The sequence below is a fragment of the Sphingobacterium sp. HMA12 genome (assembly GCF_002933815.1).
Taxonomy (GTDB): Bacteria; Bacteroidota; Bacteroidia; order Sphingobacteriales; family Sphingobacteriaceae; genus Sphingobacterium.
In genome coordinates this window covers 2,162,562-2,180,465 of record NZ_BEYR01000001.1, presented here as the reverse complement: position 1 = coordinate 2,180,465, position 17,904 = coordinate 2,162,562, and the positions used below count along the sequence as shown (strand labels likewise).

The following is a 17,904-nucleotide window of genomic DNA, read 5'->3' as shown; positions in this document are numbered from 1 at the left end:
TTGATTCAATAGCAAGGTTATCGAAATGATACGCAAAAAATGGAAGAAAGAAAAAACGCGGAACATTTTCTGGATCTGATCAAAAAAGCAAGACGGGGTAGATTCAAGCTCTATATTGGTATGAGTGCCGGTGTGGGGAAAACCTATCGTATGTTGCAGGATGCGCATAACCTACTGCATAGCGGGATTGACGTACGGATTGGTTACATCGAAACACATAATCGAAAGGAAACACATGAGTTGCTGGAGGGAATTCCATTTATTGCGCGGCGCAACCTTTTCTACAAAGGAAAACAATTGGAGGAACTTGATGTAAATGCTGTGCTGAACATTCATCCCGAAGTGGTCATTATTGACGAACTGGCACATACAAATATCGAGGGAAGTAAAAACACGAAACGCTGGCAGGATGTCCTTGAGATTCTTGATGCTGGTATAAATGTGATCAGTGCTGTCAATATTCAACATATTGAGAGCCTAAATGAGGAGGTAAAGGCCATTACGGGAGTGGAAGTGAAAGAACGTGTACCGGATAGCGTGGTGGATTCTGCTGATGAAGTTGTTAATATAGACCTTACTGCGGAAGAACTTATCAACCGTTTAAAGGATGGCAAGATCTATGAGTCGTCAAAAATTCAGGCGGCATTACAGAATTTTTTCAAGAGTGAGCATATTCTTCAGTTACGGGAAATGGCCTTAAAGGAAGTGGCGTCGCAGGTGCAGCGTAAAGTAGAAATAGAAGTTCAGCCACAGCGATGGATACGCAAAGAACGCTTCCTTGCCTGTATCAGTTCCAACGAGATCAAAGCTAAAAATGTAATCCGAAAGACTGCCCGTCTGGCGGGTTACTATAACAGTAGCTGGTTTGTATTGTACGTTCAGGTGCCTGCAGAACGTGCTGATAGGATAGCGCTAAACAAGCAGCGGCATTTAATCAACAATTTTAAATTAGCAACAGAATTGGGCGGAGAAATTGTAAAGATCGAAGCACGTAGTGTTGCAGATGAAATCTTAACCTTATGTGAACAGCGCCATATTACAACGGTGTGCATCGGAAAACCGAGACTGTCGCTGTTCAGAATTCTTCTGTCAACTGATACATTCCGTAGACTGTTGGCACAATTGTCAAAGAAGGATATTGACCTTATTATATTGTCTTAAAATAATGATATATAGCGTATATGATATCATGAACATAAGTTAATTGACAAACAACGATGAAAATAAAAACGAAACTTACTTTTGGAGTAGGCTCCCTGTTTCTCATGATCTTGCTGCTTGCTACATTGAGCGGTTGGTATGTGTATAGGTTAAAGAAAGATACCGGAAATATATTGAAAGCCAATTATAATACATTGCTTTACGCAAAGAATATGCTATTGGCACTGGAGGATATGCCCCAAAAAAACGATGCACTTTCTGGTTTTGAGAACAATCTGAATCAGCAACGGAAGAATGTTACTGAACCCGGAGAACAACAGACCACCGACGCCATTGTTAAACATTTTGGGCAGCTTAAAAGTAATCCACAGGATATGATGGTCATTTCGGCAATCAGGAAGGATATTACACAGCTGATGCAGCAAAATATGGCGGCTATTTCAGCTAAGAGCCTAGTGGCGGATCGAACTGCTGAGCAGGCTATCCTGATCATTTCATTTGCCGGTGCACTTTGTTTTATTATTGCTTTTATATTGCTTGTCAATCTACCGTCCAATATTGCGGATCCAATTGCTAAACTGACCGGAAGTATTAGACAGGTTGCTGGTCAGAACTATAAGGAACGCTTGCACCTACAGAGCACGGGAGAATTTGGGGAACTGGTCAGGTCTTTCAATACGATGGCAGAAAAACTTGAGGAGTATTCGGAAAGTAAGCTGGAAAAGATCTTAAAAGAAAAGAAGCGCATTGAGGCCCTGGTTGACAATATGCATGATCCCGTTATTGGAATTGATGAACATGGACAGGTTATTTTCGCAAACGAAGAAGCCATCAATATCACAACCTTGAAAAAGGAGCAGCTGGTCGGAAGGCTTGCGTCGCTCGTCGCCGGAGAAAATGATCTGATAAGGGATATTTTTAAAGACCTTGCACTTCCGCCGGATCAACGGGAAAAACGCCCCATTAAAATTTATGCAAATGAAAGGGAAAGCTATTTTGAAAAGGATATTATAGATATCAATGTATTACCGACAGGCGAAGCTAACCCAACGTTTATCGGTCAGGTGGTGATCTTGAAAAATATCACTTCTTTCAAAGAACTCGACCTGGCAAAAACAAACTTTATTGGTACGGTTTCGCATGAATTTAAGACGCCCATCGCTGCGATTCAAATGGGCATTCAGCTATTGGAAAATGAACAGATTGGTCACCTCAATCCTGAGCAAGTCGGGCTGCTCAAAGGCATAAAAGATGATTCTGACCGCTTACTCAAGATCACCGGGGAATTACTGAATATGACTCAGGTGGAGAGTGGTGCTATTCAGATCAGCTTACATGCAACTGATGTAAGGCCTATGATTGACTATGCGGTGATGGCAAATCAGTTTGCGGCAGATCAAAAGCAGGTAAAATTTATTTTGGAAATAGATCCTACCATAAACACGGTCGTAGCGGACAGTGAAAAAACAGCTTGGGTATTGACAAATTTTCTTTCCAATGCCGTACGCTATTCCTATGAAGATGCCAGCATCCAGATCCGTGTTGAAAAAATTGAATCGACGATCCGGTTTTCGGTCACCGACCATGGACAAGGTATTGAACCTAAGTACTTAGACAAGATCTTTGAACGTTATTTTCGTGTTCCAGGATCAAAAAAGGGGGGGACAGGGCTAGGTTTGAGTATCAGTAAAGAATTTATTGAGGCGCAGGGTGGTATAATAGGGGTAAAGAGTGAATACGGTGCCGGAAGTTCGTTTTACTTTTTACTGAGAGCAGCAGGCTCAAGTAATCCGTAACGAATAGTATGAGTCATTTTCAATAAAAGGACTGCATCATACGGACTGACCTCCTAGCTGTCGTTTTATTGGCTGTAAAATGGTTTGAAGGACAATTTTGATGAAGCAAATACGGAGCATTATAGGCCATGCCTGAAAAATGCCTGTAATACTCCGTATCCGGTAGAGATCAGCTATTAGTTATTGACCAGTGCCATGGCGCCTTCGCTATAACGTGCACCTACATTCGGGTATTTTTGGAGTATATCTTCGATGGTATTTAAATCCGAATCAGACAATTGTACATCGATGGCGCCTGCATTTTCTTCCAGGTACTTTCTTTTTTTCGTCCCCGGAATCGGAATAATATCATTTCCCTGAGCGAGTACCCAAGCCAGTGCCAACTGTATTGGTGAGCATTGCTTATCTTGGGCCAATAATGCAAACTCAGCGATTAATCGCGCATTATTCGCTGCATGTTCGCCCTGATTGCGGGGAAGTGTTCTTCTGAAATCATCTGCTGACAGACTATCTAAATTTAAGGTATTGGAAAATAAACCTCGGGCCAATGGCGAATAAGGCACCAAGCTAATACCCAGATTACGTACAGTCTCTAGAATTTCTTTTTCCACATCACGTGTTAGTAGAGAATACTCACTCTGTAGCGCTGCAATAGGATGGACGGCATTGGCTTTGATAATTGAAGCCGGTGATGCTTCGCTTAGTCCCAGATACCTTACTTTGCCTTCCTTTACTAATTCCGCCATGGCACCCACAGTATCTTCAATAGGTACATTCGGGTCAACCCGATGGGCATAATACAAGTCTATGGTATCGATGCGAAGGCGTCTTAGGCTATTTTCTACAGCTATTTTTATCCAAGCTGGCGAACCGTCAAAGTAAGTATTTGCAGTACCGCTCGGCCCAGCGGCTCCATCTTTAAAGCGAAAGCCAAATTTGGTCGCTATAAATACTTTGTCCCGATTGGGAACGAGAACTTTTGAAATTAATTCTTCGTTGGCGCCATTCCCGTACATGTCCGCCGTATCCCAGAAATTTACACCGAGATCCAATGCTTTTTCAAGCGTAGCAATACTCTCTTTTTCGTCAGTAGGTCCATAGGCGAAACTCATTCCCATACAACCTAATCCAATAGCAGATAATTGTTCGTTTGTTGTTCCAAGATTTCTATATTTCATGACTGTTATATTTTGTTCAATACAAAAGTAATGAAGGTATCCCATGCCTTACTTAAGACAATCAAACAGATAATTATACTATTCAAACAGTCGTTGTCCGCAATTGGTTTGGTGACATTCCTGTATGTTTTTTAAAAAAATTAGTAAAGTAAGAAGGGTATTCAAAGCCTAAACTATAGGCAATATCCGAGATATTCCAATTTGTATGTAACAGCAAAGCCCGGGCTTCCTGGGCAATACGACCGGCGATATGTGCACTGGTCGTTTTACCTGTTGTTTCCTTAACCGAACGATTGAGGTGATTGATATGTACTGAAAGAGCGTGGGCATAATCGCCCGGACTTTTTAATTGCAGACCTGTATCAACTGTATTTACTGGAAACTGCCGTTCCAAAAGTTCCAAAAAAAGACTGGATACCCGGGTAGATGCGTTGGTATATGAACCAAATTCCTGAGCAGGATTGGATTTCATTGTTTCATGGATCAGTAAATGCAGATAGCTACGCAAGATGTCATCTTTATGTGCATAGCTTGAATTCATCTCCGACATCATTTTTCTAAAAATTGTTGAGATTTCATCCAGTTGTTCCGCATTTGGAAAGTAAATAGGGTTGCTCCCTATTTTGAAAAGAGGAGAATCCTTTAAACTCTCTATGCGTTCACTATGCTGGATAAACTCCTCTGTAAAGACGCAATACCATCCGGATTGTACGGCAGACTCCGGTTCCCAGGCGTAGGGTACGACCGGATTGGCAAAGAGCATGGCAGGACGGTCTATCTGTATCCATTTATCAGCGTAATATAATTTGCCGCGGCCTATAATCAGTGAAGTTTTATAAAAGTCACGACGGTTATAGGGGGAGACCAAGGTACATGATTCTCGGCTAAATACGTTGAAATGCCCTATACCCGTGTTATTGAGCGGTAAATCTAAGTTTGCAAAGCCCGGTTGCCTTTTGTAGAAATCTGTTACGCTTTCAGCTGAGTTCATAGTACTAAATTATAAAATTCGTTTTATAATCCATGGTCATTTACAGTTCAATTTTTCACACCTTATGGATGATAATTCCTATGTCTCTCAGATAAATATGGAGATAGACAGCCACACTTACCGCTAACCCCCAGTACAGTTTCAATTTTATTGTTTGCCATTTATCTTTTTTTTATATTATTGTACAGCTAGAGAATCATTCGTTAGATCAACACATCTACTATCACGAAGAAAGTGTTCTAGTTTGATTAAGAGGGGGGGCAACGATCCTTAATTGCCCAGCATTTTCTCGAAGATACTTTGGAATGTTAACGTCTTTTTTTGAAAAGAAATGAGGGCCAACAACAAACTACCATGATTAAAATATACCATAATAAACAATGCAGCAAGAGTTGTGCAGCGCTGGATTTTTTGCAACAGCACAGCATAGATCTGCAGGTGCAAGAGTATCTCAAAGAAGTACCCAGTAAAGCAGAGCTCTTTGAAGTATTGTCACAACTCGAACTTAGACCATTAGCGCTTATTCGAAAGAATGAAGCCTTATTCCTTGAAAAATTTCAACATCTTCAATTGACAGATGAGGAGTGGGTTGAGGTGATGCTGCAAAACCCAATATTGATTGAACGGCCTATCGTTATTAAAGACGGTAAAGCGGTTATCGGCCGCCCATTGGAAAGAGTCATTGACCTCTTTACATCGGGCTCCTTATAGTGGCTTGATAATTGTGCAATTCGTCCTATGAAACATGTGCTAAATATACTTGCAGCAATACTGGATATCTTCAAATTATTTACATAGTTGAAATATCGTTATCCATCTTTTCCAAAAGAGCTGAAATATGTACTTTAATGTCTTTTGTGGCATGCATCTCTTGGTCTGAAAACTGGTGGTCTTTCAATATAAATTGATGCTCATCATCCTGACTAAGAAAAATTGTTCGTCCCCGAGATAACTGATAAATTTTTGTATTAACGATAGCAATGTCATTGTTAGGCTGAGTGAAAGCAACAAAATTGACACGATAGTCTTTCCTGATCAAAGTACCCTGCCCAAAATAATAAGGATGATTTCTAGATACATTTGCTGCGAAAATTTTATTCGCTTTTGCTAATTCCATTAATGATTCTCCGTTTTCCAATTGAATGACAATATTAAAAAATGAATAGTATTCTTTTGAGCCAACCGCCTTGGTTATTCCAAATGTGTAGATAGCAAACTGCTTACCTTTATAAGTCAAGGAGTCCACTAAATTTATTGTACCTAATGCTTCATACGGTTTTACATGAAAATTGAACATTTGCATTGGCAGAATATCTCCCATTTGAGGATGTTTTGTATTATCTTTTCCCAAGAAATAATCGGTATCTTTTTTCTGTCCCATTGACTGAAGACAGAGAAAAAGCAGTGAGGTTATCCATACGGTTATAAGACGATTCATCATAAATATCTATTGCTTATTTTTTTTTCGAAAATAGCCAATAGTAAGTTGGAACGGTGAAACAATTCGGCAGATAAGCAGATATTGTCGGTTAGCTATGATCAACTGTCGGTAAGAACTGATTGGTCTAATCACTAGCGGAACAGCTTGAAAGGATTGTTTTTACCTGTACGATATGTCTGCTATTGTGGTTAACAAGAAAACGAAAGGTATCTCCGAGACGAATTTTAATCCATTTATTGATGGAAATATTTGTTCGGATTTTGTCGAGATCTTTTGATTTTGCCTGTTCAAGTAATTGGAGAAAATTCTCCTGCTGTTCCAAAAAGATATCAAGCACATTTCTATCCAATTGCTTATATATAGGATCCATCTCCCGAAAGGTCTTCATTTTGTTGGGTCGATCTTTTGGAAGTATACTTATTGCGAAATAATTTCCTAAAAGACCACTGTGGAAGTAGTTTGCTGCTTTCGATTGACTAGCTGCCATTCGTCTTGAAATTTCGGGCAAATAGAAGTTTCCATAGAGATTGAGATGTGCGATACACTCTAGAATATTCCATGAGCCCTCTTGGATACGTTTATTGAGATCATCCAGTGATTGGGTTTTTAATGATTCAACAAAAGCCATATGTTCCTTTGTCTGCCTCCTTAACTGTTCGATCAATTCCAAAGATTTATATTTCATTTCCGCTTTTTTTATAAAATACACGAATAAAAACGAAAAAAAGATTGATCAGACTCAAGATTTACTGATTCGTGAAAAAGTTTCTGGGGTCATCCTTAAATAGTTAGCAATATATTTATTGGGGATAATTTGGAATAGAAAGGGGGTTCTCTCAAAAACACGTTCATATCGAATTTTTGGGGAGTCATGTAATAGATCTTGCTCTCTGTCAAGTTGCTGCTTCACCAGTTCTTCCAATATTTTGATATAAAGCAAGGTATGCTCAGGGCAGGAATGGACAAAATGCATAAAATCTTCTTTTTCCGCGACCAGGACTTCGGTTTTCTTGATCGTCTGAATCACAAAATCTGAATTGGAGTTATCAAAGAACGAGTCTATGGCTACAATAAGATCTCCGGTGTAACCCAATCGTATGATCTGTTCCGCATTTTGTTGGAAGATAGAAACTTTAAGGCTGCCTTTTTTGATGAAATATATTTTTGAGTCTACAGTCCCGCTGTTTTTGATTAGTTCATTCCGTTTAAATGTAAGCACTTTCTTAAAAACGGCGGGTGTAATTAGATCTTTTAATACAGTTATTTCTGCTTTCCTTTTCATCAACTTAACTTCTATAATGATTCTATTTATTCCATTTATCTTCAATCAAATATAAAGTATTCGACTACAAATATAGTGGGACTTCAAACTAATATGGATTTCAAAATAAAAAGTAAATATTTATTTTCAGATTTATGGCAATAATTTGAAATCTTAAGTTTATAAAGGTGACCAGATACTGGGAATTCAGCACGTAGCATCTTCTGGCTTAGATAAATAAAAGCAAATTGGGATCATTAGCTAAACAAATAATATTTAAAATTATGTTTAAATTTTTCAAAGAATTATTGAGTGCTGTCAAGGAGGGAGTAAGAGACGCACAGGAGGAACTTGCACAGGAGGCAGAAATGGATAAAACTTCAAAGGAGCAAGTGAATGGCAAAGAAATGCTGAAGGGCATTTCCTATGAGGAACAATTTGGTACGGCATTGGGGGCGGCGTTCCGCGTTATAGTCTTTGGTGATTGGTTTACTGTATTCGGCAGCGCGGATGATGACGGGACTTATCCCATTCATCTATATCAGTTTGGAAACTATCCCAAACAGGCGGAGTATAGCAATGAATTCTCGAAATTGTTGAAAAGGGATTTCGCGATCGAAGACACTGAAACTTGTCTTCACATTTTAGCAGCATATTGTAATCTTCTTGGCGTAAAGACGCATGATACGGTCCTAAAAGGTCGGGAAGATCAAATCGACAGCGGAAGATGGGACATTGCCAGACCGGGTGTGGATGCTCTTGCTGTTGCGGTGGGCAGCCATATTGTGGCTGCGGCCACGGATGTGGGCTACCTGCCAAAATCAGCAGCTTTGGACATACTGAAAAACCTTTCTTCCTATGCAAGATTGCACTTTAAAGATTGGCACACATTCTCTGAAAAATTTTTGGAGGGAGAGCAACATGTTGGACTGAACAACAAAATAGGAAAATCTTATCTGAAAAGATATATTGGTTATTTAAGGGAAAAGATAGGTAGCCCTTGGAATAATATTGATTGGAATACGCAGCCTCCGCAAGATCATGTGCTGTCAGCTATTGCCTGGACATTTCAGGCCAAGTCGTATCGTAGTTCCCAGGAGTTTGAGGTCGATGTTGCGGAGTATCAGCGTGATATTTTAGCTGATCGGGCGCAGTGGGATGCCAATGAAATTGTGGTGGATGCTGCTGAAATTGAGTTGTGTTATATGTGTTGGATTAAGGATATGGAAGATTTGAATCCAAATGAAACACTATTGGATGATGAAGAAGAGGCTTTTGATGAGGACAACGAAGACAGCGGATACTACCAAGTGGAGATCTGTGCCCGCCTTCGTGCATCCAATGAGAAGAATTTTACCGCACTGGATCTATTGTATCAAATGGAGAAACAATTGATAGGCAAGGAATTGGGGGATCACATATTCTTTGAAGGGCTTGATCGTGTCAAGAATCACCCAGGCGATACGCCCTTGTATTATATCAGCTTTGGAAGCTAGTCTTTTTATTTTCGAGAAACGGAAGTGGGTATCATACTGTTGTTTATTATAAAAAATCACGTGATGCTTGTCATCATGTGATTTTTTAGGTCTCCATCTCGATATTATCCTAGACGGAAGCTTTGATCGCCTTTATTTAGCCGTTGGCCACGGAATTTAGCATATTGAATTAAATTTGGTAATTTTGCGCTGCTAATTAATTACCTTATTATAGGTGTTTTTTTGATGTCCGGAGAGAAACACACATGTCGTTTAACAAAGAGAAGAATGTATTTATACCTTATATTGTTGGTAGGTTTAGTACTATTTATTGTACTATTTAGCTTAATTTTCAGGAAGTATACTGCTGGATTTAAACCTGAAAATAATCAGATCAGTTATGAAGCTTCAGCTGATTTAGTGGGCGAAAAGATCAGAAAGATTTCGTCCCGACCTTTCCTGTTGGGCATGGAAGATAATCTTGTCAGCGATGAAGATTTCTATTTTGATGATATAAACTTTTATGCTATCAATAATAAACAACAGAAAAAGGCAGTTTTCCTGCTGACGGATATAATCGAACTGAGCAAGACTTCGATTACAATCACCAATGATAGGGTCTGGCAAGTCATTATTCAGAATGCTGACAATCATAAGATAGTATTTAAGTTTACCCATAACTATACTCTATGGAATAAAGATTTCTATAAATTTTATAAGAAAATAGAGCAGGTAAACCCTGCTGCGGTAAAATCAAAATGGAGTCTCTGGACAATGTAAGCAGAATGAGCTATCATGAAAACAAGGATGTGTTGAGAATTGTTATATCGGGTAAAAAGCCATGAATAAAGTATTATCAGCGATTTTGATTTCGGCTGCATTCATCGTACAGGTCGCGTGTCAGTCCCCGTCAGGCCAGGAAAAAAATACGCAAAATAATTCAGCTGATCTGAAATCAGCAGAAAAAGCAGTTTCCTTTAACGATGGCCGTTTGGTAAAATACATGAAAATAGCGTCAGGACATACTGATACGATTTTTATTTCCGTTCATCGAGCAGATTCTGTTCGGATAAAAATCAAAACGCCCTCGGATACGGCTAATATTCGAATTAGCCAGCTATTTTCTCCAAACGGAACAGCTGACGGACCATTTGGGAAAGAATTGACCCATCGTTTTATCGATAGCGGACAATACTATATTACTGTCAATGAAAATAAAATGGTTGGCAATCGGTATACTGGTCCCTATGAAGTGGAGATTATTCCAAATTGAGAAAATCCTTATCATTTTGATAAGGCCTTTTCTTTATTATATTTTTTAAAATAAATTTATCTTTCTGTATATCAGTTTTTTACTTCTTGTTTGTTGTTTTGGAATATCGTTTGGTTGATCCTTCTAGAGTGGATAACATGTATGTATAAAAAAACGATATAATGGAAATAAGAAAAAGAATGGATGAAGGGCAGACGGTAGATTTTATTGCCGCTGTAATCCCTGAATTAAATCTAAGATTAAGAAAATCAGAACTGAAAGGAGACTACAAAAATATTGTAAAAGTGATCTCACAGTTTGCAGAAGATATCATTTATGCCAAGGATTGGCACCGTTTTGAATGGATTATGCAAGTCATGGCTTATGTGCATGATCGGGGGACCTCCGAACTCCAGCTTGTGATAAACGGATTACTTCCAAATACCTTTTCCAGATTTAAACGAGCATGCAACACCATTGAATGGGATTACCTTGAAGCCCGCTTACCACTTTCTATACAACGGCTTGTTTTGCCCGAAGATACTCATGGTAAAGAAAAAAACAAGCATGCTGAATTTCGTCCCTATGAAAACAACTGATGTATTGATTCGACAGACGATTCCGGCCGACTGTAAATATGCCGTTCAGATCTCCCAGGAAATGGAAGCTTCAGCACGTGCGCGTGGTACCGGAATTGGAAGAAGAAGCCCCGAGTCTATCACTCATAAAATGTCGGAAGGAAATGCTGTTATCGCTTTGACCAAAGAGGGAGAATGGGTTGGGTACATCTATTTGGAGGCTTATGGACATGCTAGCTTTGTTTCTCATTGTGGCTTGATTGTAGCTCCACAATGGCGCAGACTTGGGATTGCAACCCAAATGAAGGAGTGTATATTTTGGTTAACACGCGAAAAGTATCCAAAGGCAAAGATATTTGGTATCACAACGACATTGGCGACTATGCGGATCAATTCAAAACTCGGACTGCGGCCGGTAACTTTCTCTGAAATCACACAGGATGCGTCGTTTTGGCGTAAATGTGAGCAATGTGTGAATTATCAGAATTTAAAAAATACAGGATTTAGAAACTGCTATTGTACCGCAATGATATTTGAACCGGAGATAGCATTAAACGCAAGTAAATGATGAATATAAAACAGGCTCAGGAAATAATTGTTTCGATAGTACCATTGGTGCAAACGGAAATCTTGCGACCCGAAAATGTTGGAAATCCAATTACTATAATCCGAATTCTTACCGCTTATATTGAAAAAATGATAGCGCAGGAGCGTGAAGAGGAGTTGGGAAAAGCGCTGCATCTGATGGAATATATGTACGAAAAAGGAGAGTGGAGACTTCAAAATGCGGTGGAAAATATATTTGTTTTTTCATTGGACGGTATTTTGAATACCTGCCCTGAATCACGTCGTGGTAAAGTGACCGGTAAGATTCCTATCGGAATTTATACCGCTTATGTCAATCAGATATATAGATCAGGCAGTTAGGCCTGATCTATATGGTCCAAACAAGATAATAGGACTATAATCTTTTAGCGGCAAATAGGCTTAGTCTACCAGCATAATTCTCCCATTTATAGCTTTCCAATACCCCTGTTGCAGTAATTTATCGAGTGAATTATTGACAATTATCTCAATTTGAGCACCAGTCTTTGAAAACCCAAAGGCTCTTGCAGTTGCGCGCACAAGATCATCCCGTAACAGACTGAGATTGGTGTCCATGATCTCGATGAGTGCAAGTTCTATTTCTTGGGGAGCAATATCTTCTATTGCCCGTTTTTCCAGACTATTGTCTCTATAGTGAGTCAAGCCAGTAGACGATTGTCCTTGGTCCCAATAAAAACTTTGATGTGAAATTTCCTCCCTTACATCTGGTAGCTTTTTTATAAGCTCACTTAGATATTGGGTAAGTTTTGCGGAGGATCTTGGGAGATCCCATAGGCGCAGTACTTTGCGAAACAGATGATTTTGACCAATTGGAGATTCTGTACGGATGATTTTCAGAATCTGATTGCTTAATGTTGTACGATGCATTGCATCATAAATTGATTCCGCACTAGCTGTTGCCATTGAACTGACATTGGCACTTACATAGGGCTTCATTTTACTTGAAACAATCGCATCATCGGATATCACTGAAATATTTGACTTTGTTTGCGGCTGTGAAGCGTCAATGATGATAGGTTCTTGCGTCTTCGCGTCATTCATGATACGTTGAATTTCCGCTTGAATGTCAGCCAATATTTTTTCTCTGTTTTTTATCCAGTCTAAGGTCCAGATGCGGTAAATATTCCATCCTAAGGATTGCAGAACATCGGGGATAAGCAGTTCTCTGTCATTTGTCGTTTTTGTATTGAAGTAGTTTTTTCCATCGACCAAAATTCCCAAAATATACTGTTGTGTATGCATAGGGTTAACAATACCAATATCAACACGGTAGCCAGAGGTTCCGATATTCGTTTTTACTTTTATACCATTTCGATCTAAATGTTCGGCAATAGATTGGATGAGCGTATGTTTTTCTTTCTCTGGGGCGGCAGTTTCCGTTGTTTGCAATATACCTCTTTCCGCAAAGTTCAAAAAGGCTTTCAGTCCTTGAACACCAGCTGAACCGGTACGGCTTAAGTCGATCTGATCCCCCTTTAACGAAGAGAAAACACGCATTTCATATCGGGCCCGCGTTACTGCGACATTTAGCCTTCGCCAACCACCCTCACGATTCAATGGACCAAAATTCATGGAAACTTTCCCTTCTTCATCCGGGCCATAGCCAATTGAGAATAAAATAAAATCACGTTCGTCGCCCTGAACATTCTCCAGGTTTTTAATGAAAATCGGTTCCTCTCCCTGCAGTGCGGTTTCCTCTAAAACAGGGTATTCGGAAAATAAAGCCTGTAGTAAATCTTCTATTAGATTCTGCTGTGTTTGACTAAATGTAACCACACCTAATGAACGATGGGGACGATGTTCCAAATGGTGTTTTATGTATTGAATAACAGCCTCAGCTTCGCTCTGATTTGTTCTTGTTTTCCCTTTGTCATAATGGCCGTTGATAAATTGAAAACTTACCTTCCTGTCCTGATCGTCATGAGAAGGAAATGTCAGCAATTTGTTTTCATAAAAGTTAGAGTTACTAAAAGAAATCAGGCTTTCATGTTTACTGCGGTAATGCCGTAGCAGGTATTTCGAAGGAATAGACAAGGCGAGGGTATCATCAAGGATACTTTCGAGATCCTCTAATTCCAGATTGTCTTCATCGACTTTGTTGCTGGCAAAGAAACTGGTTGGTGGCATTTGTTTGGGATCACCGACAATAATGGCCTGTTTTGCCCTTGCAAGAGCACTGATTGCCTCTGATGTCGGTAATTGTGAAGCCTCATCAAAAATAACAAGATCAAAATGATCTGTATTTACGTCGAAATATTGGGCGACCGAAATTGGACTCATCAACATACAGGGTTTCAAACGGGGAAGTAATGTCGAAATTTGATCAAATAAACGGCGGATACTGACCCCACGCCCCCGGTTACGGATGGCACGTTGTAAAATGCCAATCTCCGAACTATGGACCGCTTCTTGGGCGAGATTCGGAATTTTGTTGCTTAGTTCCAAAACCAATTGATCCCGCACCAGTTGGGTAAACTCTTGATGAAGTGTTTTATACTGTAAGATCTGTGCTTCATATACAGCCGCGTCAAAACCATTGAGAATATTGGACTGATCCAACGATTTTATGAAATAATTGAGATGCAGTACACTTTCCATATCTCTGCTTAATTCATTTTTATCAATCTTGTTTGATTCAAGAAGGTCAATCAACCAGGATAATCCAAGTTTTATTCCCTGATCTTTATAATAATTGTACCGGATCCAGTCTTCAAGTTTATCTAAATGTTGTTTTATCTGATTTAATTCTTCAACATCCGGAATATCCGTTAGAAATCTCGAAATTTCCTGATGTTTATCCGCATACTGCTGCAGAGTAAGTATAGTGGCAGGGATCCTCAGCTTTAAATTTACATCCATGAGGATGTTGGCGAGCCAGGATTGAAAATGTTCAAATTTGAGATATTTCGCCAGACTATTTAATTCTTCCAGCTCACGCTGGTTCTGGAATAAGGTGTTCAAGTCAACCTTGTTACCGACTAGATAATAGCTGGTCGCTTCGTTTATGGGAATAAACTGCGGCTCGCTTAAATTCTTCGTAACGAGATCGAAGGAATTCTTCTGATTAAAGAATTGATCAACTTGTTGTTCGGAGCTGATTTTATTTGCGGCAAAACCATTTAAGAAGTTCTTTACTTTGCGCTGTTTCAGCCACCTGGGCAGAAACCACGAATGTTTTGACTGATTCCAGAGTGATTCAATAGGGTTAAAGTCTGTGGTGAATATTCGGTTGCCAAATTCTGTGATAAGCACTTGCTCCAGTGTCTGCTTTTGGGTTTGCAATTCAATCCAGTGATGTAGTAAATTCTTTTGACGTTGGTCAAAATACACATTTACGATGGCCTGATGCGCTTGAAAATGAGCTGTTTTTTCGAGAAGTGAGCATAGAGAAGTTTTGTTTACGAACCAATTGTCTGACATATTCAGCTGCAGATCCGATTGGGCTTTAGTCGCATGAATAGAGGCCTGAACGTAATCGTCGATAGATTTTCCAATCTGATTTTTATGGGCAAAGTTCTGATCTTTCAAGTGGATCAAACGTAACGGGTGGGTGTCAATCGGAGGTAAATTAGCTGTTAATTGTCCAAACGGGATGGCCCAGTCCTGCCATTCATTCCAGGTCTTTTTATCGATTAGATCCAGTTGCAAAGGTAGCAGCCATGCTGTGTTGATTGCAATATGATTGCTGTCCAGATAGGAGACGGAGTCATACAGGCTCCAACCTGCTGCGAAGGGCTGATGTAGGGCGTCTACGTAGCGACTTAACGCCGCTTTGCGCTGATCGATACGTTGTGCCTCTTCCTGAAAATCAATATGACTTTGATATTTGGGTGTTTCCAGGCTCTGCTCCAGTTGCCTTAGCACATCTGATTTTTTGGATTTATTGGAGTGTAGCTCCAGACAAAAGGAGCCCAATCCAATTTTTTCCAACCGGCGATGGACAACATCCAGTGCCGCCTTTTTAGCAGCTACAAAAAGTACCTTTTTGTCATTCGCCAAGGCATCTGCGATAATATTGGTAATGGTCTGGGATTTACCGGTACCGGGAGGTCCATGTAAGACAAAGCTTTTATTTGCGTTCGAGTGACGGACAGCTTCCAATTGCGAATTGTCGGTTGGTATCGGTAATGTTAACTGCGAAGATGGCATCAGTTCCAGATTTTCCGAATCGCCGCTGATATCCAGCATTTCCGAAAGCCTCCCGTCAATTAAGCTCTTTACAATCGTACTTTTTTCAATTTCTTCAGCATATCTGGATAGATCTTGCCATAAAATCAATTTGTTAAAAGAAAAGTTTCCTAGAACAACCTGTTCTAAAATATCCCAACCTCCCAGATTTAAAATAGACTTTCTTAGAATGGCGAGTACTTTCTGTACATCTACTCCTGATTCATCCATCGGTAGTGTCTCCAACGTACTGAGGTTGAGCTTGAATTCCTGCTTGAGATATTCCAATAAGGTAATATTGATCATAGCTTCTTCCTCACGGCTTCGGAGTGTAAATTTGGTATTTACAGATCGACGGGATAATTCAACCGGAATCAATAGGATAGGAGCGAGTCTGGCCTGTTGCTTGGTCTTGGGTTCAAACCATTTCAATAGGCCAACACCCAGATACAATGTACTCTTCCCGTTTTCTTCTTCGGCCAATTTCGCATTACGGTATAAGTGCGTTAAAATGATATCCAGGTCATCCTGATGGTAATGGGTCAGCAAGCGGTTGTAGCGAAATGCGTCATCTGCGAGTTTAAATAATGGCTCGGAGAAATGTAAAGGTTCTGAATATAGATTATAACGGCGTAAGAGCTGCTGATTGTTATTTGGGTGAATTGACAGTGATTTTCCGTTCGAAAGATGATCTTCCAGATGGTCTATTTTCAGATCCACGATTTGCAGCATGCTTTTGGTGAACCGCAGATTTAATAGATTATTTCTGAGCGAGAGATCGAGCAACTTCCTTTCCCAGATTTTTTGTTTGGTTAGATCTTTGGACTCACTAAGAGCTAGCTCCAGATCGTTGTCATCTAGGTCAAAATGATCAATGGTCTGTTGTTTAGGTAAGCTCAAAGAGTTCTTTATATCCGTATTGTTCAGCTCTTCTTTTCCCGTAAAAGGTAAGGGAAGAATGCCATGTGAACGGGCATGTTTGATATCGAGGGATAAGATAAAATTGTTTGCATGTAGGAGCTGTGTTTCGGCGATGTTCATTGCCTCGCGCATGGTATACGCATTTCCCCGGCACAGATGAGTAGATTCAATTAAAGCAATATCATCAATTCCATGGGCGATCCGTTTTGAAATAGCGGCCTGGTCATAGTTGATTACTGCCTCTAACCGTTGGTCACCGAGCCAGACACCAATAAATGCATGACCATACGTAACAATAATAATCGGATTCAGATCGATTGCTTCTAGGCAGGCCGCAAATAATAGGGAGATATCAATACAGTTTCCGAATTTGGTTTCATAAATCTGATCGACCAGACGAATCCGCTGACCTTCAGTTTCGAAGCTAGGGGGCATCGCACTGTAGGTAATATTGCTATTTAAAATTGCCTGATATATCGCCATTACTTCCTGCAGAACACGCTCCTTGCTATTGGATTGATAGCCCCAAAAAGCCGGCTTTAATCTATTTTTCTCAAGAATCTTGATCGCCGCCGCTTTAATTGTATAGATTATAGGGTGATTGGGTAAGACATAAGACGCTAACAGCTCCGGATATGTACTAAATCCGCCAAAATGATCCATCGGTAACACCTTTACGGTGAACTTTTGCTGGTGTAATATTTCATTTTTAGAAGAGATAGTACAGGTAATGGTGTCCAGATCTTTCTCCACAAGATTCCGGATATATGGAATATTGTAGTCGAAAGCTAAATTTTTCAGCGTTACTGGTATTCCCTCCGAAAATTTATCCATATGAAATGTATAAGGGCTGAACAGTCCGATTTCAGAAATCATCTCAATTTTAATATGCTCGATATCTCTCGTGACCGTAGTGATTTTAATTTTTTCCACTAGGGACAGGTTATGGAAACAGAAGCTATAATTAAAGTGGGAAGCCTTCTCTATTGCAACTTGAAAATAAGCATTAGTTTCGATCATTTTAAAAAAATATATTAGTTTAAAGATATTGAAAATTTATATACTCCCATCGCTTTA

The 17,904-nt window shown here is 39.7% G+C and carries 15 protein-coding genes; 9 read left to right on the top strand and 6 right to left on the bottom strand.

Translation table 11 applies throughout. From position 1 onward, the window contains the following. The first annotated feature begins 39 nt into the window (after positions 1–39). Positions 40–1,161 carry a histidine kinase gene (locus tag HMAT_RS09315; protein WP_104382445.1) on the top strand — a complete coding sequence of 374 codons (1,122 nt, stop codon included), beginning with the start codon at positions 40–42 and terminating at the stop codon, positions 1,159–1,161. A 56-nt stretch (positions 1,162–1,217) separates the two neighbouring features. Then, a complete protein-coding gene (locus HMAT_RS09310; RefSeq protein WP_104382444.1) occupies positions 1,218–2,957 on the top strand; it encodes an ATP-binding protein in 1,740 nt (579 codons plus the stop codon). Positions 2,958–3,133: 176 nt separating this feature from the next. Here HMAT_RS09310 and HMAT_RS09305 read toward each other — a convergent pair whose 3' ends face one another. Both HMAT_RS09305 and HMAT_RS09300 read right to left on the bottom strand, forming a co-directional pair. Then, positions 3,134–4,135 carry an aldo/keto reductase gene (locus tag HMAT_RS09305; RefSeq protein WP_104382443.1) on the bottom strand — a complete coding sequence of 334 codons (1,002 nt, stop codon included), beginning with the start codon at positions 4,133–4,135 and terminating at the stop codon, positions 3,134–3,136. A gap of 82 nt (positions 4,136–4,217) precedes the next feature. Next, positions 4,218–5,126 (bottom strand): AraC family transcriptional regulator, encoded by a 909-nt coding sequence (locus HMAT_RS09300; protein WP_104382442.1) that lies wholly within the window; start codon positions 5,124–5,126, stop codon positions 4,218–4,220. A gap of 354 nt (positions 5,127–5,480) precedes the next feature. On the opposite strand from HMAT_RS09300, the gene arsC reads away from it, so the two are divergent. Next, a complete protein-coding gene (arsC, locus tag HMAT_RS09295) occupies positions 5,481–5,837 on the top strand; it encodes an arsenate reductase (glutaredoxin) (protein WP_104382441.1) in 357 nt (118 codons plus the stop codon). A 79-nt stretch (positions 5,838–5,916) separates the two neighbouring features. Here arsC and HMAT_RS09290 read toward each other — a convergent pair whose 3' ends face one another. The 3 genes from HMAT_RS09290 to HMAT_RS09280 form a co-directional block, all read right to left on the bottom strand. After that, positions 5,917–6,567, bottom strand: coding sequence for a hypothetical protein (locus HMAT_RS09290; RefSeq protein WP_158655685.1), 651 nt, complete (start codon positions 6,565–6,567; stop codon positions 5,917–5,919). A 124-nt stretch (positions 6,568–6,691) separates the two neighbouring features. After that, positions 6,692–7,252 carry a DinB family protein gene (locus HMAT_RS09285; protein WP_104383365.1) on the bottom strand — a complete coding sequence of 187 codons (561 nt, stop codon included), beginning with the start codon at positions 7,250–7,252 and terminating at the stop codon, positions 6,692–6,694. Between the two features lie 54 nt (positions 7,253–7,306). After that, the gene (locus HMAT_RS09280) at positions 7,307–7,849 is read right to left on the bottom strand and encodes a Crp/Fnr family transcriptional regulator (protein WP_104382439.1); all 543 of its coding nucleotides are present in this window, start codon (positions 7,847–7,849) and stop codon (positions 7,307–7,309) included. 263 nt (positions 7,850–8,112) lie between these two features. On the opposite strand from HMAT_RS09280, the gene HMAT_RS09275 reads away from it, so the two are divergent. The 6 genes from HMAT_RS09275 (at position 8,113) to HMAT_RS09250 (ending at position 12,060) form a co-directional block, all read left to right on the top strand. Then, a complete protein-coding gene (locus tag HMAT_RS09275; RefSeq protein WP_104382438.1) occupies positions 8,113–9,324 on the top strand; it encodes a DUF1266 domain-containing protein in 1,212 nt (403 codons plus the stop codon). Positions 9,325–9,591: 267 nt separating this feature from the next. Then, positions 9,592–10,083: a hypothetical protein gene (locus HMAT_RS09270; RefSeq protein ID WP_104382437.1), complete on the top strand. Its 492-nt coding sequence runs from the start codon at positions 9,592–9,594 to the stop codon at positions 10,081–10,083. A gap of 61 nt (positions 10,084–10,144) precedes the next feature. Further along, positions 10,145–10,576, top strand: a complete 432-nt coding sequence (locus HMAT_RS09265) for a hypothetical protein (RefSeq protein ID WP_104382436.1) — start codon at positions 10,145–10,147, stop codon at positions 10,574–10,576. Between the two features lie 161 nt (positions 10,577–10,737). After that, on the top strand, positions 10,738–11,154 hold the full coding sequence (locus tag HMAT_RS09260) for a hypothetical protein (protein ID WP_104382435.1): 417 nt from the start codon (positions 10,738–10,740) through the stop codon (positions 11,152–11,154). Then, positions 11,141–11,701 (top strand): GNAT family N-acetyltransferase, encoded by a 561-nt coding sequence (locus HMAT_RS09255; protein ID WP_104382434.1) that lies wholly within the window; start codon positions 11,141–11,143, stop codon positions 11,699–11,701. The genes HMAT_RS09260 and HMAT_RS09255 overlap by 14 nt, the downstream gene beginning before the upstream one ends. Further along, positions 11,698–12,060 (top strand): hypothetical protein, encoded by a 363-nt coding sequence (locus HMAT_RS09250; protein ID WP_158655684.1) that lies wholly within the window; start codon positions 11,698–11,700, stop codon positions 12,058–12,060. The genes HMAT_RS09255 and HMAT_RS09250 overlap by 4 nt, the downstream gene beginning before the upstream one ends. 60 nt (positions 12,061–12,120) lie before the next feature. On the opposite strand, the gene HMAT_RS09245 is transcribed toward HMAT_RS09250, so the two are convergent. Then, on the bottom strand, positions 12,121–17,760 hold the full coding sequence (locus HMAT_RS09245; RefSeq protein ID WP_199768581.1) for a DUF3320 domain-containing protein: 5,640 nt from the start codon (positions 17,758–17,760) through the stop codon (positions 12,121–12,123). Positions 17,761–17,904 lie beyond the last annotated feature (144 nt).